The sequence below is a fragment of the Streptomyces sp. AN091965 genome (assembly GCF_022698285.1).
Lineage (GTDB): Bacteria > Actinomycetota > Actinomycetes > Streptomycetales > Streptomycetaceae > Streptomyces.
Genome location: NZ_JALDMY010000001.1, coordinates 862,272 through 884,444 on the forward strand (window position 1 = coordinate 862,272; position 22,173 = coordinate 884,444).

The 22,173-nt window shown below is 73.0% G+C and carries 23 protein-coding genes; 11 read left to right on the forward strand and 12 right to left on the reverse strand.

Annotation, left to right across the window (positions count from 1 at the left end):
• Positions 1 to 84: 84 nt before the first annotated feature.
• From MQV74_RS03335 to MQV74_RS03345, 3 genes are all read right to left on the reverse strand, one after another.
• A complete protein-coding gene (locus MQV74_RS03335) occupies positions 85 to 1,575 on the reverse strand; it encodes an alpha/beta fold hydrolase (RefSeq protein ID WP_242714500.1) in 1,491 nt (496 codons plus the stop codon).
• Between the two features lie 274 nt (positions 1,576 to 1,849).
• The gene (locus MQV74_RS03340) at positions 1,850 to 2,104 is read right to left on the reverse strand and encodes a hypothetical protein (protein ID WP_242714501.1); all 255 of its coding nucleotides are present in this window, start codon (positions 2,102 to 2,104) and stop codon (positions 1,850 to 1,852) included.
• Positions 2,105 to 2,256: 152 nt separating this feature from the next.
• Entirely contained in the window at positions 2,257 to 2,664 is a 408-nt protein-coding gene (locus MQV74_RS03345) for an XRE family transcriptional regulator (protein ID WP_242714502.1), read from the reverse strand.
• A 215-nt stretch (positions 2,665 to 2,879) separates the two neighbouring features.
• Here MQV74_RS03345 and MQV74_RS03350 point away from each other — a divergent pair, with 215 nt between their 5' ends.
• Positions 2,880 to 3,092, forward strand: coding sequence for a hypothetical protein (locus MQV74_RS03350; RefSeq protein WP_242714503.1), 213 nt, complete (start codon positions 2,880 to 2,882; stop codon positions 3,090 to 3,092).
• A gap of 21 nt (positions 3,093 to 3,113) precedes the next feature.
• On the opposite strand, the gene MQV74_RS03355 is transcribed toward MQV74_RS03350, so the two are convergent.
• Complete coding sequence (locus MQV74_RS03355) at positions 3,114 to 3,251, reverse strand: hypothetical protein (protein ID WP_374120578.1); 138 nt, start codon at positions 3,249 to 3,251, stop codon at positions 3,114 to 3,116.
• A 138-nt stretch (positions 3,252 to 3,389) separates the two neighbouring features.
• Here MQV74_RS03355 and MQV74_RS03360 point away from each other — a divergent pair, with 138 nt between their 5' ends.
• The 3 genes from MQV74_RS03360 to MQV74_RS03370 all read left to right on the forward strand — a co-directional run bounded on the left by MQV74_RS03360 (position 3,390) and on the right by MQV74_RS03370 (position 6,330).
• The gene (locus MQV74_RS03360; RefSeq protein ID WP_242714504.1) at positions 3,390 to 4,010 is read left to right on the forward strand and encodes an L-threonylcarbamoyladenylate synthase; all 621 of its coding nucleotides are present in this window, start codon (positions 3,390 to 3,392) and stop codon (positions 4,008 to 4,010) included.
• Positions 4,011 to 4,144: 134 nt separating this feature from the next.
• Complete coding sequence (locus tag MQV74_RS03365) at positions 4,145 to 5,218, forward strand: hypothetical protein (protein ID WP_242714505.1); 1,074 nt, start codon at positions 4,145 to 4,147, stop codon at positions 5,216 to 5,218.
• 2 nt (positions 5,219 to 5,220) lie between these two features.
• A complete protein-coding gene (locus MQV74_RS03370) occupies positions 5,221 to 6,330 on the forward strand; it encodes a hypothetical protein (protein ID WP_242714506.1) in 1,110 nt (369 codons plus the stop codon).
• Between the two features lie 132 nt (positions 6,331 to 6,462).
• On the opposite strand, the gene MQV74_RS03375 is transcribed toward MQV74_RS03370, so the two are convergent.
• From MQV74_RS03375 to MQV74_RS03385, 3 genes are all read right to left on the reverse strand, one after another.
• Complete coding sequence (locus MQV74_RS03375) at positions 6,463 to 6,876, reverse strand: rodlin (protein WP_242714507.1); 414 nt, start codon at positions 6,874 to 6,876, stop codon at positions 6,463 to 6,465.
• A gap of 279 nt (positions 6,877 to 7,155) precedes the next feature.
• Positions 7,156 to 7,410: an EF-hand domain-containing protein gene (locus MQV74_RS03380; protein WP_138957719.1), complete on the reverse strand. Its 255-nt coding sequence runs from the start codon at positions 7,408 to 7,410 to the stop codon at positions 7,156 to 7,158.
• A gap of 101 nt (positions 7,411 to 7,511) precedes the next feature.
• Positions 7,512 to 8,672 carry an abortive phage infection protein gene (locus tag MQV74_RS03385; RefSeq protein WP_242714508.1) on the reverse strand — a complete coding sequence of 387 codons (1,161 nt, stop codon included), beginning with the start codon at positions 8,670 to 8,672 and terminating at the stop codon, positions 7,512 to 7,514.
• 325 nt (positions 8,673 to 8,997) lie between these two features.
• On the opposite strand from MQV74_RS03385, the gene MQV74_RS03390 reads away from it, so the two are divergent.
• From MQV74_RS03390 to MQV74_RS03410, 5 genes are all read left to right on the forward strand, one after another.
• A complete protein-coding gene (locus MQV74_RS03390; protein WP_242714509.1) occupies positions 8,998 to 10,014 on the forward strand; it encodes a metallophosphoesterase family protein in 1,017 nt (338 codons plus the stop codon).
• Between the two features lie 547 nt (positions 10,015 to 10,561).
• A complete protein-coding gene (locus MQV74_RS03395; protein WP_242714510.1) occupies positions 10,562 to 11,800 on the forward strand; it encodes an NAD(P)/FAD-dependent oxidoreductase in 1,239 nt (412 codons plus the stop codon).
• A 235-nt stretch (positions 11,801 to 12,035) separates the two neighbouring features.
• A complete protein-coding gene (locus MQV74_RS03400; protein WP_242714511.1) occupies positions 12,036 to 12,797 on the forward strand; it encodes a hypothetical protein in 762 nt (253 codons plus the stop codon).
• A complete protein-coding gene (locus tag MQV74_RS03405; protein WP_242714512.1) occupies positions 12,797 to 14,350 on the forward strand; it encodes an amidohydrolase family protein in 1,554 nt (517 codons plus the stop codon). The genes MQV74_RS03400 and MQV74_RS03405 overlap by 1 nt, the downstream gene beginning before the upstream one ends.
• Entirely contained in the window at positions 14,347 to 15,927 is a 1,581-nt protein-coding gene (locus MQV74_RS03410; protein ID WP_242714513.1) for a S41 family peptidase, read from the forward strand. The genes MQV74_RS03405 and MQV74_RS03410 overlap by 4 nt, the downstream gene beginning before the upstream one ends.
• A 23-nt stretch (positions 15,928 to 15,950) precedes the next feature.
• Here MQV74_RS03410 and MQV74_RS03415 read toward each other — a convergent pair whose 3' ends face one another.
• The 3 genes from MQV74_RS03415 to MQV74_RS03425 all read right to left on the reverse strand — a co-directional run bounded on the left by MQV74_RS03415 (position 15,951) and on the right by MQV74_RS03425 (position 18,114).
• Positions 15,951 to 16,679, reverse strand: coding sequence for an ANTAR domain-containing protein (locus MQV74_RS03415; RefSeq protein ID WP_242714514.1), 729 nt, complete (start codon positions 16,677 to 16,679; stop codon positions 15,951 to 15,953).
• A 55-nt stretch (positions 16,680 to 16,734) separates the two neighbouring features.
• Complete coding sequence (locus tag MQV74_RS03420; RefSeq protein ID WP_242714515.1) at positions 16,735 to 17,469, reverse strand: GAF and ANTAR domain-containing protein; 735 nt, start codon at positions 17,467 to 17,469, stop codon at positions 16,735 to 16,737.
• Positions 17,470 to 17,661: 192 nt separating this feature from the next.
• Entirely contained in the window at positions 17,662 to 18,114 is a 453-nt protein-coding gene (locus MQV74_RS03425; protein ID WP_242714516.1) for an Lrp/AsnC family transcriptional regulator, read from the reverse strand.
• A 114-nt stretch (positions 18,115 to 18,228) separates the two neighbouring features.
• Here MQV74_RS03425 and MQV74_RS03430 point away from each other — a divergent pair, with 114 nt between their 5' ends.
• The gene (locus tag MQV74_RS03430) at positions 18,229 to 18,858 is read left to right on the forward strand and encodes a LysE family translocator (RefSeq protein ID WP_242714517.1); all 630 of its coding nucleotides are present in this window, start codon (positions 18,229 to 18,231) and stop codon (positions 18,856 to 18,858) included.
• Between the two features lie 64 nt (positions 18,859 to 18,922).
• Here MQV74_RS03430 and MQV74_RS03435 read toward each other — a convergent pair whose 3' ends face one another.
• Together MQV74_RS03435 and MQV74_RS03440 are read right to left on the reverse strand one after the other, a co-directional pair.
• Complete coding sequence (locus MQV74_RS03435) at positions 18,923 to 20,377, reverse strand: L-lactate permease (protein WP_242714518.1); 1,455 nt, start codon at positions 20,375 to 20,377, stop codon at positions 18,923 to 18,925.
• 402 nt (positions 20,378 to 20,779) lie between these two features.
• The gene (locus tag MQV74_RS03440; RefSeq protein WP_242714519.1) at positions 20,780 to 21,598 is read right to left on the reverse strand and encodes an AraC family transcriptional regulator; all 819 of its coding nucleotides are present in this window, start codon (positions 21,596 to 21,598) and stop codon (positions 20,780 to 20,782) included.
• A 168-nt stretch (positions 21,599 to 21,766) separates the two neighbouring features.
• Between MQV74_RS03440 and MQV74_RS03445 the strand changes: the two genes are divergently transcribed.
• Positions 21,767 to 22,153 (forward strand): hypothetical protein, encoded by a 387-nt coding sequence (locus MQV74_RS03445; protein ID WP_242714520.1) that lies wholly within the window; start codon positions 21,767 to 21,769, stop codon positions 22,151 to 22,153.
• The last annotated feature ends 20 nt before the right edge of the window (positions 22,154 to 22,173 follow it).

The window sequence follows — 22,173 nt, forward strand, 5'->3', positions numbered from 1 at the left end:
GAAAGCGGGGCGCCCGCTCCCCCGGCCAGGATGGCCGAGGGAGCACGCGCACCCCGCTACCGCCGACGCGGAGGTGAGGGTCCGTCAGTCCGTGCGGCCGAGCAGGTAGGCGTCGATCCTGCGCCGGGGCTCAGGGAGGGTGTAGAGCCAGTGGCCCACGGTGTCCACCGTGTACAGCGACGCGCGGGGGAAGGACCGTGCCATGCGGCGCGCCCCGGCCAGCGGTGTCGCCATGTCGTCCGTGGCGTTGACGACCAGGACCGGCGGCAGGTCGCCCTTGACCCGGGCCGGCCGGGGCTTGGGCGGGAGGGTCCAGCCCTGGCAGGCGAGCACGAAGTCCAGGGCCTGGGCGTTGTAGCGGACGTGCGGGGCGGCCTTCGCCACGCGGTCGCGGATGGCCCGGTAGTGGGCGTAGTCCCGGATCCGGTAGTCCTCGTCCCGGCACAGGACGAGCCGGGCGACGGGGTCAGCCGCGCTGTCGGTCCAGGTGACCTCGCCCTTTCCGGTGTGCAGCGCGACGAGTTGGCGTGCGGTCTCCTCCGGGGTCCAGCCGCCGAGTGCCGAGCTGAGGAATTCGGACAGCTGGTCGGCACTGACCTTCTTGCGCGTCGGTCCCGTTCTGCCCGGGTCGCGGAGGGTGCCCGCGTCGGCTCGGGCGAAGAGCTTGTCGGTCACGGCCGCGAGGTCCTTGCCCTTGAGGGCACAGGACGTGTTCTTCACGCACCAGGCCGCGAGCCGCTCAAGGGTGTTGTTCAGGGAGACGCTGCCGTCCATGAGGGTGCGCTCGGCGCCGGGCCGGTCCGGGTCCATCGCGCTGTCGAGGGCCAGGGCGCGCAGCCGCTCGGGGAAGAGCCGGGCGTAGCGCTCACCCAGGAACGTGCCGTACGAGTGGCCGATGAAGCTGATCCGGCGTTCGCCGAGGGCGGCGCGGATCGCGTCCATGTCGCGGGCCACGCTCTCCCCGTCCATGTGGGCGACGAGCGGTCCCGTGCGCCGCAGACAGCTCTGCGCCAGGCGGCCGTTGAGGGTGCGAAGGCGCTCGAACTCGGCCGCGCCGCGGGGGCGGGCCGGGATCTTGTCGAGGATCGACTCGTCGCAGCGGGCGCCCTCGCTGCGGCCGATGCCGCGCGGGTCGAAGCCGACCATGTCGAAGCGTTCGCGGATGGCGGGGTCGTAGCCGTCGTACGGCTCGTCCGCGTAGAGCGCGTCGTCGGCGCCGGGCGCGCCGGGGCCGCCCGGGTTCGACATCAGGACGCCGATCCGCTGCGCGGGGTTCGAGGCCGGGTAGCGCGCGACGAAGAGCCCGATCTTCTTCCCCTTCGGCTTCGACCAGTCCAGCGGCACCTTGACGGTCGCGCACCGGGCCTGGGGGCTCGGCGGACGACCGGGCGGGTCGCTTTCCTGGGGGCAGGGACCCCAACTGATCGAAGAGGCGGGGGGTGTGGCGCCCGGCACCTCCCGTGCGACGGCGGCGCCGGGTGCGGTCAGGGAGGTGGTGGCGACCACGGTGGCGGTGGCGCTCAGGGCAAGCAGCGCGGTGAGGCCGCGCCGTCTCGCGGGCGAGTGGGTGTTCATGCGCGTCACTGTGGCGGGCGCGCATGATGGGGCGTCTATGCCCTCATGATGAGGACGTAACAACGCGTCGGCATCGTACGGGCGTTGTGCCGCACGGGCGCACCGTGTAACACGGGCGCCGTGTCGCACGGGCGTTGTGAGGCACGGGCGTTGTAAGGCACAGGCGCTGTGAGGCACGGGCACTGTGAGGCACGGGCACTGCCGCGCGACGCGCCGGGTCGCACCGCATGGCCTGCGGCGCGGCAGCATGCGAGCCCCGGGCGGGGGCAAGGGCTCAGTCCGTCTCGGCCGGCCAGTTCTGCCGCCAGAGCCCGCGGCCCACGATGTGCTGGATCTCCTGCACGAACTCCCGGCGCGCCTGCTCCGACACGTGTCCGCGCGCGACCAGCCAGGTGAACCGGCCCCGGCTCTCCACCGGGATCACGACCCTGCCGCCCGGCAGCTGGTCCACGAACTCCATGTCGAACTCCGCCAACGGCTCACCCGACTCGCCCGGTTCACCGGCCAGCTGCACCTGCTCGTCTGCCATTCCAGCCCCTCACGGCCACACTCGTCACCGCCGCGCGGCCGCAGCCGCGAGCGGTTGGTATCCGACTGCGCCCCCCAGGTGGCGGATCACCGACTGTGCCACACCGGGCCTGGGGCAGGCCAGAGCGAATCGCCGCGTACGAGCGCCCCGCACTACCCCGGCGCGCCCTCGCTCCGCGCACGCCTGCGGGCGAACGTCTCGGCGATGTCGGCCAGTTGCCTGCGCTCGGCGTCCGTCATCTCCTCGATGTGCGCAGCCAGTACCCGTGTCGTACGGTCCTCGCTCCACACGTACGAGGTCATGCCGAGGAACTGCGCCGCCGCGGCCTCCTGGAGCACGCGCAGCGGCAGCGCGAGACCCACCGCCAGGGCGCGGAGCAGAGCCGGGGGCGGGGCGTCGATCGGCCGCCCCTTCTCGACCTTGGAGATCCATCCGAACCGGGCCCGCTCACCGGCCTCCGGATCCACGGCCCGGGCCTCCAGCTCCCGGAGGCTGATGCCCAGCTCGGCCCGGCGCTCGCGCACCAGGTCGTTGAAGTCCATCCGTTCCTGCTCGCCCATGAGGCTCATCCTGCCTGCTCGTCGGCCTGCCCATGCCTATGCCGTGAGACGCGCAAACGCCACCCCCGCGCCAGGGGGCGATTCCGGAAAGCACTGTGTGCCTGTGTAGACATCCTGTATACGAGAAGAGCACATCCGAGGGGCAGTCAACGCCGACGAAAGAAGTGCCGATGCCGTGGGCTCAATTCGATGCGCGGTTCCCATGGAACTGGAGGGTGCGGTTCCTGTCCGACGGGGCCTTCCGTCTGTACGTCTCCGCGGTCTGCTGGTCGGCGGAGAACCTCGCCGACGGCGTCATCACCCCGGGCGAGCTGAGACAGGTGGTCGACACCCGGGCGCCGCGCCGGCAGGCCGAGGAGCTCGTCGCGGCCAAGCTCTTCGAGGAACTCCCGGGCGTCGGCTGGCGCATCCACGACTACCACGACTAGGGCCTGTCCGCCGGGTCGGCGTCACGCCCCCGCGGGCCGCACCACCTTCCGCCCGGCCGCGCTCCCGCCGTCCACGGCCACGGAGGCGCCGGTCCTGTACGGGAAGTCGTCCGGGGCCGGGGCGAGCACGGCGCGGGCGATCTCCTCGGGTTCGGCCATGCGCCCCAGGCCGTCGACGTGGAGGGGGCCGAAGGCTATCGTCCTCCACGCAGCGCCCAGGCAGCCAGCTCGCCGTGCTCGCGGTCGAGTCGGGTCTCGCCGCCCCGCCCACGCCCTGATCGCCTAGACTCGGCGCCCATGGCCAGGTACTTCGACGTGCATCCGGACAATCCCCAGCGGCGCAGCATCACGAGCGTGGTGGACGGTGTCCGCTCCGGTGCGCTCATCGCGTACCCGACGGACTCCTGCTACGCCCTCGGCTGTCAGCTGGGAAGCCGCGACGGCATCGCGCGGATCCGGACGATCCGCAACCTCGACGACCGGCACCACTTCACCCTCGTCTGCGAGAGCTTCGCCCAGCTGGGGCAGTTCGTACGGCTCGACAACGACGTGTTCCGCGCCATCAAGGCGGCCACTCCGGGCAGCTACACCTTCATCCTGCCCGCCACCAAGGAGGTGCCGCGCCAGCTGCTGCACCCCAAGAAGAAGACCGTCGGGGTCCGGATCCCCGACCACTCCGTCACCCAGGCCCTCCTCGCCGAGCTGGGCGAGCCGCTGCTCTCCAGCACCCTGCTCCTTCCCGACGAGGAGGAGCCGCTGACCCAGGGCTGGGAGATCAAGGAGCGCCTCGACCACCAGGTGGACGTGGTCGTCGACTCGGGCGACTGCGGTACGGAGCCGACGACCGTCATCGACTTCTCCGACGGCGAGGCCACGATCGTGCGCCGGGGGGCGGGCGACACCGCGCGCTTCGAGTAGCGCCGGGCGGCTCCCCCGACACGGCAGGCTCCCGATCGGGGCCGTGATCGGCCGGATGTCATCTGTTCACGGGCGGGTACATGCCAATACCGTGTGCGACCTTCGTGTTTTCGGGGGGTCTCTCGGGGGGTCTGGTGAACGGTCTCCGTGCGGTCGTTGTCTGCCTGGTGCTCGCGTGTGCCGCGGTGGTGTCGCCGATCGCCACCGCGGCGCCGGACACGACGGTCGCATCCGGCTGGTCGGCGCTGCCGGTGCCGGCGGCGGCCCCGCCGGTGACCGTGAAGGACCTCGCCGCCCGCGGACCGCGCGACGTCTGGGCGACGGCCTACGAACACACCGCCGACGGGCTGCGGCCGTTGCTGTACCGGTGGGACGGCACGGCGTGGAGCCGCGACACCACCTTCCCCGGCGCGGGCGAGCAGGGCTGGCTCGGCAAGGTCCAGTTCGTCGGCGACGAGGTGTGGATCTTCCACAATCGCGCGGGCGCGGGGGAGATCCTGCGCAGGTCGGCGACGGGAGCCTGGAGCGCCGTGCCGCTGCCGCAGACCCTGTGGACCTATCAGGACTTCGCCGCGGTACCGGGCGGCGCGTGGGTGGTCGGTGAGGACTCCACCGGACTGAAGGTCCTGCACTACGACGGCTCCGGCTGGACCGTGGAGTCCACCCCGGACGACGTGCTGTTCCTGATGGGAATCACCGCCCGTGCGGCCGACGACGTCTGGGCCTGGGCGGACAGGCGGACCGGCGGGATGGCCGTCCTGCGCTGGGACGGCACGGCGTGGCGGGACGCGAAGGTGCCCCTGCCGACGAACGGCAACGTGCACACGATGCTGCTCGAACCCTCCGGCCGGGCCACGATCGGCGGCAGCCAGTACACCGACGGCGTGGGCCGCACCTACCTGATGACCTTCGACGGACACGCCTGGCGCACCACCTACCCGCCGCTGGGCGACACCTACACCGAGGGCATGGTGCGCGGCCCGGGCGGCGCGCTGTGGATTCCGGTGCGCAGCGACCGCGCGTTCCAGTCGAAGTACGCGCGGGTGGGCGGCTCCCGCACCACCTTCTCCTACGGTCCCCGACGCACCAACGCGATCGACGTCAATCCGCGGGCCCTGGTGAAGGCCGGGACCTCGCTGCTGTCCCTCGGGACCGTCGAGATCTACGGCTCGAAACCGAATCTGATGAGCGAGCGCCGGGGAGGCTGACCATGACACGCAGACTGCTCGTCGCGGCCCTCGCGGCCGCCCTCACCCTCCTCACCGCCCTGAGCCCGGCCGCGGCGGACACCGCGTCCTGGCAGCACGTCCCGGTCCCGGCGCAGGTGCGCCCGCAGGCCGCGCTGAACGAGGCCGTGGCGCTGGGTCCTGACCGGGCGTGGGCGGTGGGCGCCGACGCCGTGGGCCGCTCGGCGCCGGGCTTCCCGCTGCTGCTGCGCTGGGACGGGACCGCCTGGAAGCGCCAGGGCCTGCCCGGAACGCGCTGGCAGGGAGAGCTGCTGTCCGTCGCCGCGACCGCGCCGACCTCCGTCTGGGCGGTCGGCCGCGACACGGCGGGCGCCGCCCGTCTGCTCCGCTTCAACGGCACCGCCTGGTCCGAGAGCCGGCCGCCCCGCGGTGTCGTCCTGACCGAAGTCGTCACCGGAGCCGGTGAGACCTGGCTCATCGGTACGCGCGACGGCGCGCAGGCCCTGCTGCGCCACGACGGGCGCGGCTGGCAGGACCTGCCGGTGCCGCCGGGATCCGTGTACGGCCTGCACATCAAGGCGGCCGACGACGTCTGGGCAGCGGGCTCGAACGACTCCGCCGCGGCCGTGTCGCACTGGAACGGCAAGGAGTGGCAGCAGACGATCGTGGACGGCTTCCCGCGGTCGGCCGTGGGCAGTGTGCTGGCCGTCTCGCCCACGGAGGTGTGGGCGGGCGGCACGGCCGGGTTCATCGGCGGCCCGCCGGGCAAGCCGATCCCGCCGCTGCTCGTCCGCTTCGACGGGGAGAAGTGGAACCGGGTCGCCCTGCCCACCACCTTCGGCGCGGTGAACTCGCTGGCGCCCACCGCGTCCGGCGAGCTGGGCTGGGTGGCGGTGGTCCGCTCGCTGAAGTGGGCACCGCCGGGCAGCAATCCACCGTTCGTCCCGGGGCCCGACTTCCTCGCCTGGAACGGCCAGTCGTTCACCGAGTACGACGAACCGGCGGTGGCCGGAGAGAGCGACTCCGCGGTGCTGCGCCTGGCGGCGGTGCCCGGCACGACGACGGTGTGGTCGGTCGGCCGCGCCGGCGGCCCCGAGAGCACCTTCGCCCCTCGCATCCAGCGGTTCGGCTGAGCCGCCGCCGTTCCCCGGCCCTGCCGGAGCGAGCCCACGCCGACGGGCTCGTGCGGCACCGGGTCCGGGCAGCACAGCGGGCCGCCGGGAGGAGCTTCGGCGGCCCGCTGGGGCAGGAGGGGCGGGTGAGGGTCAGCCGTTGCCCGCGCCGTTGCCGGACAGGGCCGAGATGTCGTCCGCGAGGTGCGAGAGCGGCTCGTCGCCCTTGGCCTGGGTCGAGTTCTCGGCGCACTGCTGGTTCTGCGGCGCCGACAGGATCGGGATGTCCTGGACCGCCACCGGGACCAGGAGGCCCACGATCGATCCGGCGTTCACCTTGACGGGCACGCCGAGGCAGGGCTTGTTGAGCGAGCCCTGGACGATCGAACCCTGCAGGCTCATGTCGCCGTGCGTGGCGGAGTTGCCGAACGCCTGCGACGCGCCGTTGCCGCTCTTCGACGTGGTGCCGTGGTCGTCGCCGATGGCGCTCGCGGCGGGCGCCACCGCGCCGACCATGCCCACCGCGGAAGCCGTGACCGCGGTCGCCGCCATAACCTTCTTCAGCACAAGGGTTTCCCTTCTCATAAGCCGTGGCTCAGCCCCTGTCCAGGAGCACTATGGGTAACTAGCGCGGTGGGCAGGGGTTGCTCGACTTCGCTCGGACGGCTCAGCGCTTCGCCGGTGGCGACGCCGCGCAGGGTCCGGCGGCCGGGCCCAAGTGGCTCTTCGTGCGCAAGGAGGCCCGCGGCACCGGCGGCGGCCCGCTCGTCCTCGCGGCCGCCGAGGACGCGGCCCGGGCGCTCGGGGCCCGGGCCGTGCTGCTCGGCACCCGCCCGGGGCCCGCGCTCAGCGCCAGCCGAAGCGGCGGTCGACCTCCGCCGAGAACTCCTCCAACGTCAGCACCGCGTCCCCGTTCTGATCGGCGGCGTCGAACAGTGCCGAGGAGTCCTCGGCGTCCCCGAGCCCCCAGAACGGCAGGTCCCCGGACGCGGCCAGGGACGGGCCCTTGGTCCGCAGGGCGATGATCACCTCCTCGCGGGTCAGGGTCCCGTTGTGGTCGAGGTCCAACGCCTCGAACAGCTTCCGGGCCTTCTCACTCATCGCGTCATCTCCCTCGTCGGCGGGCGAGCCCGGCCCGCCTTGCTCGTGAACGACAACGTATGCCGCCCGGCGCCGGTTCCTGCGCCCGCCCCCGCGGGGTCTCAGGCGCCGCGGCCCGCCCGGGCGTAGTGCTCGGCCACCGCGTGGAAGGACTCCTTGGGCTCCCAGTGCCAGCGCGCCGTCGGGTCGTCCTCGGTCCTCCAGATGGGCTTGGTGAGGCTGTAGCTGGCCATGTCCAGGTCGTAGCGCCGCTCTCGGCGGTGCGGCATCTCCGGTGAGACGAACTCGTACGCCATCGCCGCGTGCAGGTTCATCCGCTCGAACACGTCGAGGACCTGGGTCAGATACCGTGCCTGGACGCGTTCGCTGCGCCGCAGTCCCGGGCGCACCTCCGGCTTGGGCTTGCTGTAGTCGATGCTGTTCCAGCCCATGCCGCCCGCCTCGGGGGCGCCCCGGAACGTGCAGGTGCCGAACTCGGTGATGGCCACGGGCTTGCCCCACTTCCGGTAGGGGTCGAGCTCCTTGTAGTAGCCGCGCGGGTCGGCGAAGTAGGAGTAGTAGTTGACGCTGACGATGTCGAACAGGCGCCAGTCGACGACGTCTTCGTGCGCGCCTCCGTACGTCACCGGGCCGTGGAAGACGCGCCGCCCGGTGCGCGCGGCCAGCGGGATCAGCCGGTCCAGCTTGCGCTGTGCCTTCTCCGGGTCCCAGTTGCCCTTGAGCATGTTCTCGACCCGCTCCAGGGCGTCGTCCCCGGGCACGATGCCGGGGACGAACAGGACGAACTCGCAGCCCACGCTGAGGTACACGCGGGCGCCCTGGCGGCGCAGCCGTTCGGCCTGCCTGCCGGTCTCGGCGAGGTGGTCGAGGATCTGGCGTTCGGGCACGTCGCCCAGGCGCGGCTGGAGCCATACGTGCAGTCCCTGCTCGGCCGCCTCCGCGGCCGTGGCGGCCATGCGCTCCACGCCGGTGCCGTAGACCACGACCGAGTTCGCGTGCAGCGCGCGCCTGATGCTCCGCAGGTCGGCGCGCATCCGCCGGGCGTTCCAGCCGGTGTGGGGCGAATCGCCGTCGCCGCACTCGTACATGACACCCCGGTACGTCAGTCCGCGCCGGGCGGTGGCCGTCGGCTCGGTGCCGGGGCGGGGCGCGGCCGCGGCCGGTGCCGCCGCCAGGGCCGGGCCCGCGAGCGCGGCGGCGCCCGCCGCCGCTGCCGCGCCGATGAGGAACCCTCCTCTGGTCATGCCCTCGTTCCGCTTCACGTGCTCCCCTTCGTCGCGGTCGGACCGTTGCCCGGTCGGATCGCCCCCAGCTTCGGCCGTCGGCGGCGTGCCGCTCATCGGGCTTCGGTCCTGCCCGCCGTAACCAAAGTCGGCATCGCCCGGGCCCGGGGACGGCCGCAAGCCGACGCTCGACCGATACTTCCGGGCCGGGTCCGCGCCCGGCGGCCCGTCAGATGTTCATGCTCGATACACATACATGCCCACCGCGCGTGGCAGGGACGGCATCGGCCCCCGTGATGTTCACCGACGACGCACCCCGTACGTCACTCCCCTCGCCGTCCACCACACCCCTACGGAGCCACGCATGGACCGCAGAACCCTTCTCACCGCGAGCGGCGGCGCCCTGGCGACCAGCGCCTTCGCCCCGCAGGCCTACGCCGCCCCCGCCGCGCACACCGAGCGGTGGTTCGGCCGGGACCCCGTACGGTTCAACGTCATCAGCGACATCCAGGGCGACCTGGGCGACTTCGGCCGCGCCCTGGACGACATGGCGGCCGTCAATCCGCGCAGCGCGGGCCTCGCCGTCGCGGGTGACATCACGCCGCGCGGCTACGACTTCGAGTACGCGCAGGTCACCGCCGAACTCCGGCGGCACTCCCACCCGCGCAGCATGTCCTGGGCGATCGGCAACCACGAGTTCTACATGCCGAAGTGGCGCAACCCCGACACCCTCGCCCAGGACACCTGGCCCAACGGCACCACCGAGGACTCGCTCTTCCGCAGCTTCTACCGGTTCGCCGGGCGCGGTTCGGTGCACGCGGAGACCTCCTTCGGCGGCATCCCGGTGCTCGCCCTCGGCACCGAGCGGTACGCGCACTTCCACGACCCCAAGCTCTGGGACGAGGTGTGGCTCAGCGACGCGCAGTTCGCCTGGCTGGAGGACCGGCTCTGGCACTGGTCGCGCCGCCGCAAGCCGGTCATGGTCATCACCCACCACCCGCTGCCCAACACGGTCTCCGGCACCCGCAACAAGCTCTACGCGAGCGACTACCTCCAGGCCGACCGGCTCCTGAACCTGCTCGGCCGCCACCCCGACGTGTTCCTCTTCTCCGGGCACACCCACTGGGACCTCGACCTGTCCGACTGGGTGGTGCGCCGGGTCGTGCCGGGAACCGCCAACCTCCACGGGTTCACGGTGGTCAACACCGGGGCCATCCAGACCGGTTACCGCGACGACGGGAAGGGCGGCGAGGTCGCCGTCGAGGGCTCCTTCAACCAGGGCCTCCAGGTCGAGGTGCACCGCAACTCCGTCGTCATCAAGGCCCGCGACTTCGCCCGCCGCACCTGGCTGAAGCAGTTCACGGTGCCGCTGAGCCGTTGATTCCTCCGGCCGCAAGGGGTGCGCCCGATTTCCGGACGGCCGGTCGGGCGCGCCGCTTTCCGGATGGCCGCCGGGCGCGCCGTCGGGATTCCGAATCGGGGTACGACACCTGATCAACCCCAAGGCGCGGGAGTCCACTTCCGGCCCGGGCCGCACGGCACCCCAACTCCTGGTGGGTCTGTGGCAGTTGCCCTCATGGTGAGGCGGTCCCGCAGCCAGTACGGCGATGCGCCCGGACGGTCGTCTCGTCGCCAGGACAACGGCAAGTCGATCGCGGAGTCGAAAAGGCGGCGCTGGACGAAGAACGGGTGAAGGCGGGGCTATGGTTGGCCATCATTCCTTTCCGTACGCGGCGCTTTCGGTGACCATCTCATTCCGTTTCGGCCCTCCCCGCGACTTCCGCCGAGATCTCCGCCGGGAGCCGTACGCGGATCTCCGCGGGAAGCCGGACGCGTGCCACCGCACCGCCTTTTCACCATTCCGCCCTTGTGCCATTCCGCAGGACAGCCCGGCCCGGACGAGTCGGTGCCCGACGAGGAGGTATTTCGTGTACGACGTGATCGTGGTCGGGGCGCGGGTCGCCGGCTCTCCGACAGCGATGCTGCTCGCCCGCGCCGGGTACCGGGTGCTCATGGTCGAGCGCAGCGCCTTTCCCAAGGAGACGCTGTCGACCCTCTACATCCACCAGCCGGGCATCGCGCTCCTCAGCAAGTGGGGCGTGCTGCCGGACGTGGTGGCCACCGGCTGTCCGCCACTGGACCGGGCCGCCTACACGTACGGGGGCGTCCGCATCGAGGGTTCCTCCTGGCCGGTCGAAGGCCAGCAGGCGTCGTACGCGCCGCGCCGCTTCCTGCTCGACACGATCCTCACGAAGGCCGCGGTCGACGCGGGCGTGGAATTCCGCGACAACTGCTCGGTCACCGACGTCGTCCTCGAGGACGACCGGGTCGTGGGCGTCCGGCTCAAGCCGAGCGACGGGAGCGAGGTGGTCGAGCGCGCCCGTCTGGTCGTCGGCGCCGACGGCATGCGCTCCACGGTCGCGGCGAAGGTCAAGGCGCCGTACGAGATCGAGGACCCGACGCTCACCTGCTGCTACTACAGCTACTGGGAGGGCCTGCCCACGCGCTTCCGGCTCTATCAGTCCCGCGGCAGCTGGGTGGGCACGGTGCCCACCAACGACGGCGCGACGCTGGTCGCGGCGTACTTCCCGCAGGCGCGCTTCGCCGAGGTCAAGGGCGACGGCCTCGCCGCCCTGCTCGACACCGTGCGGCACACCGCGCCCGAGGTGCGCGCGGAGATGGACGCGGGAACCCAGGTGGAGCGCCTCTTCGGCACCGGCAACCAGCTCAACTTCTTCCGCAGGGCGGCCGGTCCCGGCTGGGCCCTGGTCGGCGACGCGAGCCACCACAAGGACTCCATCACGGCACGCGGCATCACCGACGCCTTCATCCAGGCCCAGCTCCTGGTCGACCGGATCGGTGACACCCTCCAGGACCCGGACCGGCTGCGGAAGTCGCTCGACGAGTTCGCCGCCCAGCGGACCGAGACCCTCATCCCGGACTACAAGAGCACGCTGAAGACGGCCGAGCTGAACCCGCCCGGCCACCACCTGGACCTGCTGCGCGCGGCCGCCACGAGCAGCGAGCTGTCCGACCGCTACTTCTCGGCGCTCTCCGGCGCCTGCCGGGTCAACGAGTTCCTCACGCCGGAGCTCCTCGACCTCATGGAGGAGATGCGGGAGATCCGCGACCTCGACGAGCGCGGCGCCGCCGCCGGCTCCCGGTGAGTCGGGCGGCTGCCGCGCCGCCGCGGGCAGCCGCCCCCAGTGCTCGTTATGTCGAGACATCGATTCCTCGACTTAGCGAGGCTCGCCTGGTCGATATACCACCATTTGCGCCATTCGGGGTGGGGTGATCCACTAGTTCCGACACCGGTTTCGGCCGCCGGGCCCCCGGCCCGCCGCCGAGGGGCCCGTGTGCTCACGGGCGCGCACCATCCGGCCGGTGAGGAGGCGTTGCCCCATGGCGGAGTTCGACCGCGGGCCCACGGCCCAGTTCGCCGAGTTGCTGGCCCAGGTGCCCGAGCCGCCCGTGAAGGACGCGTTCTGGTTCGACTGGGGGCCGATCTTCTACCGCGGGCGGCTCGACGGCTCCGCGCGCGTCCTGATCGTGGCCTCGGACCCCGGCCCCACCGAGCGGATCGCCGGGCGCAGCCTCATCGGCAACGCCGGCCAGCGCGTCCAGGGGTTCCTCACGAAGCTCGGTCTGACCCGCTCCTACGTCTGCCTCAACGCGTGGGCGTACGCGGTCCAGCCGAGCCGCGCCTTCGCGATGAAGGAGCGGCTCGCCGACCCGCCGCAGACGCAGTGGCGCAACGCCGTCTTCGACCGGGCGACGGACCCGACCCTGGAGGCCGTCGTCGCCATGGGCTTCATGGCCCAGGAGGCGGTGCGGCTGTGGCCGACGCGGCCGCCGGTGCCGCTCGTCGAGGTGCCCCACCCCTCCAGCCACGACCCGGCGGCCCTGCTCGACGGCTGGCGCGCCGCCATCACGCAGCTGCGGTCGGTGGTGACGCCCGACCCTGACGGTGACAACACCGGGCCGAACTACGGCACCGAGTTCCTGGAGTCCGACTACGGCGCGATCCCCCGCCGTGACCTGCCCTTCGGCGCCCCGGACTTCCTCGGCGACGACGCCTGGGTGCGCGCCCAGGGCGGCGCAAACTCCGTCAGCCGCCCCTCGCCCGACGACAAGCACACGCTGCTCTGGAAGGCGCCGGGCTGATGGCCCTCGTCCTGCGCGGCACGGTGGTCACCTGCGACAGCGACCACCGGATCCTCGACCCGGGCGCCGTGTACGTCGGCGACGACGGCCGTCTGGCCGCGGTGCGGGAGGCCGGGCAGGCGCCGCCCGCGGGCTTCTCCTCCGCACCGGTCCTCGACACGGGCGCGCTGATCCTGCCGGGCCTGATCGACCTGCACAACCACCTCCTCTACAACACGCTCCCGCTGTGGGAGGCGGTCGGCGTGCCCTATCTGCACCACGACCGCTGGGTCGGCGAGAAGCACCCGCCCGACTACGCGACGTCGGTGACCTGGCCCGCCAAGGTGCTCGGCCAGGCGGCGCCCGAGGCACTGATCAAGTACGTCGAGGTGAAGGCCCTGGTCGGCGGGGTCACAGCCATCCAGGGCGCCCCGCTGTCGACGCGCCCCGTCGACGGCTGGCTGCTGCGGACCATCGACAACGAGAAGCTGCCCGCGGGCGCCGACATGGTGATGACCGCCGCGCTCCAGCTCGACGCCGACGAGCTGCGCGAGGAGCGGGCGCCGCGGCTCGACGGCACGCGGCTGCTGATCTACCACGTCGCCGAGGGGAAGCCCGGCACGATCGTGCACCGCGAGTTCGACGACCTCGAACCGTGTCTGAAGCCGGGTCTGATCGGGGTGCACGGCACTGCCCTGACGGCGGCCGACTTCAAGAAGTGGCAGAGCGCGGTGACCGCGCTCAACGCCGCGGAGAAGGCCACCGTCGTATGGTCGCCGTTCTCCAACTACTGGCTCTACCACACCACGACGGACGTGGTGGAGGCCGACAAGAAGGGGCTGCGCATCGCACTCGGCTCCGACTGGTCGCCCTCGGGCACCAAGAACGTCCTCGGCGAGCTCAAGGTCGCCGACTCCGTCAACCGCCGCGAGCTCGGCGGCCGGTTCACCGACCGCGAGCTGTGCGACATGGTGACCGCGAACCCCGGCGACGCCCTCGCGACCGCCTGGGGGCCGCAGGTGGGCCGCCTGGAGCGCGGCAGCGCCGCGGACCTGCTCGTCCTCGAACGCCACGACCCGGCCACGGACCCGTACCGCAATCTGATCGACGCCACCGAGCGGCACGTGCGCCTGGTGCTTGTGCGCGGCCGTCCCTTCTACGGCACGCGGGCGCTGATGGCCGCCGCGGGGGCGACGGACACCAGCGCGCTCACGGTGGCCGGGCTCTCCCGGCGGGTGGCGGTGCGGGATCCGCACCGGGCCGACGCCACGCTCGACTGGCCGGGGGTCAAGCGGGCTCTGGAGAAGGTCCGCGAGGACCCGGTGGCCGCCTGGCGCGCCGCGCAGGACGCCCTCGCGGACTGGGGCGGCCCGCTCGACGACCCCGACGCGCCGCTCGCCCTGTTCGGGGACATGCCGGAGGGCGACACGGGCGCCTTCGCCGCCGCGGGCGAGGTCCCGCTGGACCTGGTCGTCCCGCGCCTCGACCCGCTGGCCCACGACGCCGCCTACTTCGCCGCCGTGGCGCGCGCCGGCGTGCCCGAGCTCCAGCACCTCGCGGACTACTACCCATGAGGCGGACGCTCGCCGAACCGGACGAGGCCCTGCCGGACTCGGTCGGCCTTGAGGAGTTCATGCGGCGGGTCGAGGCCGACCCGCTGCCCCTCGCGGACCGCTACCGCCTCGTGGCCGCCGCGCGCGTGCTCCTTGAGGAGCTGTACGTGCACCTTCCGCTGAAGCGGGCGATGCACGCCACCGACCCCGTGCAGCGGCTCCGCCTCCTGGAGCGCCGCCTCGCGCCGCTCAGCGAGCTGCAGTTCCACGCCGAACTCACGGACGTCTTCCGGGGGCTGCGCGATCTGCACACCGTCTACCAACTGCCGGACCCCTACCGGGGCCACGTGGCCACGCTCGGCTTCCTCGTCGAGCGCTACGCCGACCCGGACGGCGCGCCCCACCACATCGTCTCCAAGATCGATCCGGCCCTCGTGCACGCAGGCTTCGACGTCGGCACCGAGCTGGAGGCCTGGAACGGGGTGCCGATCGAGCGCGCCGTCGAGCGCAACGCGGCCGCGCAGGCGGGTTCCAACCTCGACGCGCGCCTGGCGCGCGGCCTGGAGTCCCTGACGCTGCGCCCACTGCGGACCGGTCCCCCGCCGGACGAGCACCGCGTGCTCCTGACGTACCGCACGGTCGGGGGCCGTCGCCGCGAGACGCGCGTCCCGTGGCGGGTGCGGGCCGTCGAGCAGCACGCCGGGCGCGCCCAGGATCCCGTGCCGACGCTGGCCACCGCCCTCGGCATCGACGTGGGGAGCGAGGCCGTGCGGCAGGTCAAGCGCGCGCTGTTCGCGCCGCCGCAGGCGCGGCGCTCGGCCGCGCGGGCCCTGCGCAGCGTCGTCCGCCACCGGACGGTGCGCGTCCGTGGCCGCTCCTACGGGTACGTACGCGTCTACTCGTTCAACGTCGCGGGGGCGCGGCCGTTCGCCGAGGAGGTGGCGCGGATCGCGGCCCGCGCACCGGAGAGCGGCCTGATCGTGGACATCCGCGGCAACCCGGGAGGCCACGTCCCGGCCGCGGAGTCTGCCTTGCAGGTACTGAGCCCGCATCCCGTGGCGCCGGTGAGCTTCTCGCTGTCCACCACGCGCGCCGCGCTCGCCCTCGCCCGGTCCAACCCGGGTTTCCGTGTCTGGACCCCCTCGATCCGCGCCGCCGTGGAGACCGGCGAGGTGTACTCGCAGGCCTTTCCGCTCACCGACCCGGAGGCGGTCACCGCGGGGCTGCCGCGCCACTCCGGCCCCAAGGTCCTCATCACCGACGCGCTGTCGTACTCGGCCGCCGACATCTTCGCGGCCGGGTTCCAGGACAACGGGCTCGGGCCCGTCCTCGGTACCGCGCACCGCACCGGCGCGGGCGGTGCCAACGTGTGGACGCACGAGCTGCTGCGCGTGTGGCTGCCCGAGCTCCTCGGCGAGCTGCCGCGCGGCGCCGGGTTCCGCGTCGCGCTGCGGCGCGCCACGCGGGCCCGGGGCAACGTCGACGTACCGCTGGAGGACCTCGGCGTCGAGGCGGACGAGCTGCACCGGCTGACCGAGCGCGACGTCACCGGGCACAACCAGGACCTCCTGGCGGCGGCCGCGGCGCTGCTCGCCTGAGGTGGTGCCGCCCGGCCCCGGTGTCACTCGTGCGCGGAACTCCCGTTGTTGAGGTGGCGGAGGGTGCCGTCGAGTACGGCGCGGGCGACGGCGAGCAGATCGCGGTCGTGGCTGTAGGCGTAGGCACGCAGCCGGAGCAGCGCGGTCTGCAGGGGCAGGGACTGTCGGGTGGCGATGACGCCGGTGGCCTGGTGGACCTCGGCGCGGTGCAGGGTGCTGTGGTCGGTGTGGGAGCCGTGCAGGCCGACGGTGGCTTCGGGCGCGGTGAGGGCGAGGAAGGAGATCGCGTTGGTGAGGGCGACGACGTCGCCGCGCTGGGTGGTCGTCAGGGCTCCGGGGACGGTGCGGTGGCCGGTGAGGACGCCCAGGCGGATGGCGCCGAGCGCCAACGGCAGGGCGATGAGGGTGCGGGCGCCGAGGTCGAGGGCAGCGGGGGTGAACATGGGCCACCGTGCGGCGGACGTGTCGTTCAGGTCGTCCTGGAGGGCGGCGAGGCCGGTGCGGGCCACGTCGGCCGTGGGCCCCTCGCCGAGGGTGAACTGCAGGTCGTCCAAAGCCGGGCCGACGGGGTCGGCGGGGTCGTGCCAGACGAGTTCGGTGGGGCCTGCCGGGGAGATCAGGGCGACGGTCAGGCCGTCGAGGCCGAGGGCCGTCGCGCAGTCGGCTGCGGAGAGGCCGGGCAGCCCGGCTTCGGGCGGCGCGTTGTGCAGGGCTCGGGTCAGGGACGTGGTGGGCGGGGGGTAGCCGGTCATGCCAGTCACCGCCTGTCGGCGGCCAGGACGTCCCGGCCGCCTGGGAAGGGTGGGGTTATGACAGAGGGCCGGTGAGGTGTTCGGCGGGATCCTCGATCACATGGAGGGCCAGTTCGGTCAGGCGCTGCCGGCGGTGCCGGGCGTGCCGGCGCATCCGGTCGAAGGCCGCGTCGAGGCTGATCCCGGCGCGGGTGGCGAGCACGCCCTTGGCCTGTTCGATGACGACGCGGCTGTCCAGCGCGGTCTGGAGCTGTTCGGCGAGCAGCCGCTGGTCGAGCAGGCTGCGCTGGGTGAGGATGGCTATGGCCGCCGCGTCCGCGAGGGCCTGGCCGAGGCGCAGGTCGGCGGCGGACAGCAGCCTCGCGTGGGTGTGGGAGAAATTGAGCGCGCCGACCGTCTGGCCGCGCAGCCTCATCGGCAGGGCGACGATCTCGGCGAAGCCCCGCGCGAGCGCGAGCGGCGCGAACCGCGGCCATTTCTGCCGGGCCGTGGCGCTGTCGAGGACGGTGTCGACGGTGCGGACACCGGTCTGGACGCAGTCCCAGCAGGGCCCCTGTTCCATTTCGATCTGGGCGAGTTCGAGCCGCCTGGCGGCTTCGCTGGTCGCGGTGGCGTCCACGACCTGGCCCTGCGCGCTCAGCAGCATGGCGCCGCAGTCCGCGAGGTCGAGCAGGGCGACGGCGTGGTCGGCGAGCCGGTGCAGGAACTCCATGATGTCGAAGTCGTCGGAGAGGATGTCGGCCAGGTCGATGAACGCTGCGGCCAACCGCTCCTCGCGAGCTGTACCCATGAACGGGCCACCTTGACTGCGTAAGGGCTGCCGTCCGCTGACGGGCGGCACATGGCATGGCCGGGATAGCCCTTACACATTCCCCTGACCGGCCCCTGCATCGGGCCGGTCCACGCTCCAGACCTCAGGGAAAGCCCCTCTGCCGCCATCCTGCTCCCCCGGTCGGCCGGGGGCAAGGCCCCCCCGGCGGCCCTACTGGGGCAGGGGACGGTCGTCCACCACGTGCTTCATGACGAGGGTGGAGGTCAGGCGCTGGACGCCCGGAAGGGTGGCGAGCCGCTGGTCGTACAGCTGCTGGTAGGCGGCCAGGTCGGCGGTGGCGACGCGCAGCAGGTAGTCGGGCTCGCCGAACAGGCGCTGGGCCTGGATCACATGGGGGACGTCGGCCACGCCCTCCTCGAACGCGGTGACCGTGTCGCTGTCCTCCCAGCGCAGGGTGACGAACACGAGCGCCTCGAAGTTCAGGCCGAGCGCGGGCGGGTCGACCATGGCGCGATAGCCGCGGATCGCCCCGGACTTCTCCAGGTCACGCACGCGCCGGTGACAGGGCGAGACGCTCAGCTTCACGCGAGCGGCCAGCTCCGTCACCGTCAGCCTGCCGTCCTGCTGCAGCTCGGTAAGAATCTTCCGGTCAAGGGCGTCCATGCGGAAGATTATCCCCCGCCATGCCGGGTCCCGGAGTAATTACGGAAACACCTTTGGCCGAAAAGCTCCTAGCCTTCCCTTTCGAACGGCACAGGGGAGAGGAAACGATTCAGCATGGACACGGGCACGGTGGCGGCCTTCCTGGCGGTTGACCTGTTGCTGGTCTGCACGCCCGGCGCGGACTGGGCGTACGCGATATCGGCGGGGCTGCGGGAGCGGTCGGTGGTCCCGGCGGTGGCCGGTCTGGTCGCGGGGTACGCCGGATACACACTGCTCGCGGTGGCGGGCCTCGTCGTGATCGTCGCGAGCTCCGGAGCGGTGCTCACGGCCCTCACCGTGCTCGGCTCCGTGTATCTGATCTGGCTCGGCTGGGGCGTCCTGGCCCGCCCGGCGAGTCCGCAGGCGGCCACCGAGGCCCTGGCGGACTCCCGCTGGCAGATCGCGTGGAAGGGGGTCGGCACGAGCGGCCTCAACCCCAAGGCGCTGCTGCTGTACTTCTCACTGTTCCCGCAGTTCATCCACCCGGGCACGGGCTGGCCCGTCGCGGTCCAGAGCGGCCTGCTCGGCACGCTGCACATGGCCAGTTGCGCCGTGGTCTACCTCGGCGTCGGCGTCCTCGCGGGCGCCGTGCTCAAGGCCCGGCCCGCGGCGGCCCGGGTGGTCACCCGGGTCAGCGGCGCGATGATGATCGGCATCGGCGGGTTCCTCCTGGTGGAGCGCCTCGGGGGGCACTTCGTCGGGTGACGTCCTGAGCCGGGGCGAGGCGCGCCCGCACGCGGCTGCCCCCGGCTCGGCGGCCCCCGACGGGTCAGGCGGCTCCGCCGACGACCACCACGGCGACCGCCGTCACGGCCAGGGCGGCGTACACCGCGGCGGCCACCCGCAGGCCGAAGCGCAGCAGACCGCGTTCGGTGACGCCCGCCGACTTGGCCCGGTCACCGGCCACCGCCAGGATCAGCATGATCATGGGCAGCGAGGTGAAGACGGTGTGGCCCGCCGCGCTGTTCTGCAGGGCGGCGAACCAGGTGTCGAGGCCCGCGCCGTCCGGGGCGAGGCGTTCCTGGAGGGGCATCATCAGCGCGTTGCCGCCGACGTTCGAGCCGGTGAGGAAGCCGCTGAGCATGCCGAGCGCGGGTGCGGCCAGGGCGATGACCAGCGGCGGTGCCCCGGCGACGGCGGAGCCGAGCTCCCCGATCATGCCGCTGTCCGCCATCAGCCGCCCCAGGGCGACGAACCCGGTCAGGGCGAGCAGCGGCCTGCCGACGCGGGTCAGCGCGGTGCGCGCGTCCCGGCCGTGCGGGCGGCCCCGGTCCAAGATCAGGGCCGCGGCGAGCAGCGGCAGGCCCGGTGAACTCAGCAGCGCGAAGCTCACGTCGCCCGCGTGCAGGGCGAGGGGAGGCACGCCCACGGCCTTGGCGACGCGCGTCAGGGCGATGCCGCCCAGGACGAGGCCGTACGCGGACAGGACCGCGCGCGGCGGCAGCAGCCGACCGGCGGCGCCGGAGCCGGTCCGCCCTCGGCGGGCGGCGCACAGCGCGAGCCCGGCACCGGTGGTCACGAGCCCGGCCAGGACGCCCGCGGGCTGGACCGCGCCGAGGCGGTTCAGGGCGAGCAGCCCGAGCGCGAGCACCCCGCCGGCGCCGGCGGCCACCACGGCGGTACGGAACCGTCGCCGCGGCCGGGCGAGCAGCGCGGCCCACGCCGTCACCAGGGGGAAGACCAGGGCGCTCGTGACGGCTGTGGCGGTGCCCAGTTCGGCCGTGCCGGCGCCGGTGAGGGCGGCGCCGATGACGGTGGCGAGGCCGAGGGTGCCCCACGGCATGATGTTCATGCCGAGCATGGCCTGCCGTAGCGCGGTCGCGGGCGGCGCGAGGGCGAGCAGCACGGGCACGGTGACCAGGAGCGAGACGCCGAAGCCGGTGAGGGCCTCCACCGTGGGGGCGATGCCCGCCACCACGAGGGCGATCGTCGCGGGCACCGGCAGCGGGAGCCCGCGCACCCACTCCTGCAACGCCTCGTGCACCGCGCGGCGCGTGAGCACCTGGCTCAGATAGACGCCCGGGAGCATCACCGCCGCGGCGTTGAGCACCAGCAGCCCGGCCCCGCCCGCCGTCCCGGCCGCCGCGTCGCCCGCCAGCGCGAAGTCCGGCAGCCACCAGATCAGCAGGGCCGCGAGGACCGCCCCCACGACCGCCGCCCAGTGCGCCGCCCGGCGCAGCCCCGTGATCATCCCCAGGACCACGACCAGCGGGGACACCGCCATCGCCCACACCATGTCTGTTCAGCCGCCTTCCGTCTCTCCTTGTCCGACGGGGTCAGCCTGGCGCGGCGGGGCGGGGCGGTCTTGAACGAAAGTCTCACGTCGCCCTCATGCAGGATCAGGCCCAGCCGGTTCACTGGAAATGTGGGGGCGCCCGGCGAGGATCCAGAGCGAAGCGACATCACCAACGACATCAGCGGCCGTGTCGTCCCCCGCGGGAACCCGGCGCCGTGCAGAGCTGCGGATGCGCGGTCACCCACGCGGCGTCCAGCCTCGCCATCACGTTCGCGGCGACCGGGTACTGGACGTACGCGGCGATCTGCGCGGCCGTCGTGCTGGTGCTGTCGACCCTGAGGAAACTGGGCCTCTGGAGCGGGCGGGCGGCGCCTTCGGACGGGGCCTCGGTCAGGGCCGGATCGCCCCCGGCGTCACGCCGAAGTAGCGCTTGCAGACGCGGGTCAGATGGGCCTGGTCGGCGAAGCCGGTGGCGGCGGCCACCTCGGCGGGGCGCTGTCCGGTCAGGAGGAGTCGGCGGGCGCGGTTGGCGCGCAGGCGCAGCAGGTAGGCGTGCGGGGGCAGCCCGTAGGCCCGCCGGAAGGCGGCGATGAGGGAGGCGCGCGGCATGTCCGCGGCGGCGCTCAGCTCCGCGACCGTGACGGGCTCGGCCCAGCGGTCGTGGAGCAGCTGCCGCGCCAGGTCCGGGCCCCGGCGCGGGTCCCGCCGGGGCCCGGCGGCGGCCGCCCGGCCGGTGCTCGCGTGCCGGCGCAGCACCGTGGTCAGCGCGCCGAGCAGCAGTGACTCGGCGGTGAGGGGGTCGTGGGCGTGCTCCTGTTCGCGGTGCACGCGGCGCAGGCCCGCGAACAGCTCGGGGTCGGGCACGGCCGTCTGTCCGAACCAGACGTCCCGAACGCCCAGGTGTTCCTCGGCCAGTTCGTCGACCATGGCGGTGTCGAAGTAGAACATGCGGTAGCGCCAGCCGGACTCCTCGGCGGCGAAACCGGTGTGCACCTGCCCGGGGTTGAGGATCACCAGCTGCCCCGCGGGGACCACGACCTTGCCCCCGGCCAGGTGCAGCCCCTCCGCGCCCTCCTCGATGACGCCGACGGACAGCTCCTCGTGGCTGTGCCGGTCAAAGGCGAAGCGCTCGAACCGCGCGGACAGCAGCTCGACCTGCGCGCTGCCGGGCGCGGCCCAGAGCCGTGCGTGTTCGCCTTCCTCGGTCATCGGCGCATGGTCGCAGACGCCCGCGCGCCGGCCTAGGGCCCTGGTCACAGTCGGCTCCCGGGTCCGGCCGCCCCGGGTCCCGTAACCAATGATCTTGCGCCGCGTTGGTCCGGCCGGGAGTCCGTGAGCTGGTCACGGGCATCGCGACACACATGAGGGTGGCTCACCATGCCGGACATCACCAGGAAGATCGCCGCGGGGATCGGGGCGCTGGCCGCCGCCCTCGGCTGCGTCGTCGCCACCGGCCCCTCGGCGGTCGCCGACGGCAAGTGGTGCAACCACTCGGTCTGCATCGAGACGTACGACACCGGGACCTATCTGGGCCGCGTCGAGGTGTCGGTCACCAACACCAACCAGCCGCACCGCATCAGCGCGCGGGTGTGGACCACCAACGGCTGGAGCGCCCGCACGAAGGTGGAGGACGTCGCCGCGTTCCGCACCTACCGGGACCAGGCCTACCCCCAGCGGCACTTCCCCGCGGGCACGCGGCTGTGCGCGGAGGGCTTCCGCGGCGGCGCGAGCGTCGGTCTGCCCTGTGTGACCCTCACGAACTGACCGCGCCGCGCCTCGGAAGA

What these genes read in the sequence shown, in the direction of transcription:
- MQV74_RS03335 (WP_242714500.1), bottom strand. Translation starts at nt 1,575, where the DNA reads ATGAACACCCACTCGCCCGCGAGACGGCGCGGCCTCACCGCGCTGCTT.
- MQV74_RS03435 (WP_242714518.1), bottom strand. Translation starts at nt 20,377, where the DNA reads ATGGCGGTGTCCCCGCTGGTCGTGGTCCTGGGGATGATCACGGGGCTG.
- MQV74_RS03425 (WP_242714516.1), bottom strand. Translation starts at nt 18,114, where the DNA reads ATGGACGCCCTTGACCGGAAGATTCTTACCGAGCTGCAGCAGGACGGC.
- MQV74_RS03355 (WP_374120578.1), bottom strand. Translation starts at nt 3,251, where the DNA reads ATGGCCGAACCCGAGGAGATCGCCCGCGCCGTGCTCGCCCCGGCCCCG.
- MQV74_RS03360 (WP_242714504.1), top strand. Translation starts at nt 3,390, where the DNA reads ATGGCCAGGTACTTCGACGTGCATCCGGACAATCCCCAGCGGCGCAGC.
- MQV74_RS03415 (WP_242714514.1), bottom strand. Translation starts at nt 16,679, where the DNA reads ATGACCGGCTACCCCCCGCCCACCACGTCCCTGACCCGAGCCCTGCAC.
- MQV74_RS03400 (WP_242714511.1), top strand. Translation starts at nt 12,036, where the DNA reads ATGGCGGAGTTCGACCGCGGGCCCACGGCCCAGTTCGCCGAGTTGCTG.
- MQV74_RS03410 (WP_242714513.1), top strand. Translation starts at nt 14,347, where the DNA reads ATGAGGCGGACGCTCGCCGAACCGGACGAGGCCCTGCCGGACTCGGTC.
- MQV74_RS03345 (WP_242714502.1), bottom strand. Translation starts at nt 2,664, where the DNA reads ATGGGCGAGCAGGAACGGATGGACTTCAACGACCTGGTGCGCGAGCGC.
- MQV74_RS03420 (WP_242714515.1), bottom strand. Translation starts at nt 17,469, where the DNA reads ATGGGTACAGCTCGCGAGGAGCGGTTGGCCGCAGCGTTCATCGACCTG.
- MQV74_RS03370 (WP_242714506.1), top strand. Translation starts at nt 5,221, where the DNA reads ATGACACGCAGACTGCTCGTCGCGGCCCTCGCGGCCGCCCTCACCCTC.
- MQV74_RS03405 (WP_242714512.1), top strand. Translation starts at nt 12,797, where the DNA reads ATGGCCCTCGTCCTGCGCGGCACGGTGGTCACCTGCGACAGCGACCAC.
- MQV74_RS03440 (WP_242714519.1), bottom strand. Translation starts at nt 21,598, where the DNA reads ATGACCGAGGAAGGCGAACACGCACGGCTCTGGGCCGCGCCCGGCAGC.
- MQV74_RS03430 (WP_242714517.1), top strand. Translation starts at nt 18,229, where the DNA reads ATGGACACGGGCACGGTGGCGGCCTTCCTGGCGGTTGACCTGTTGCTG.
- MQV74_RS03445 (WP_242714520.1), top strand. Translation starts at nt 21,767, where the DNA reads ATGCCGGACATCACCAGGAAGATCGCCGCGGGGATCGGGGCGCTGGCC.
- MQV74_RS03380 (WP_138957719.1), bottom strand. Translation starts at nt 7,410, where the DNA reads ATGAGTGAGAAGGCCCGGAAGCTGTTCGAGGCGTTGGACCTCGACCAC.
- MQV74_RS03390 (WP_242714509.1), top strand. Translation starts at nt 8,998, where the DNA reads ATGGACCGCAGAACCCTTCTCACCGCGAGCGGCGGCGCCCTGGCGACC.
- MQV74_RS03340 (WP_242714501.1), bottom strand. Translation starts at nt 2,104, where the DNA reads ATGGCAGACGAGCAGGTGCAGCTGGCCGGTGAACCGGGCGAGTCGGGT.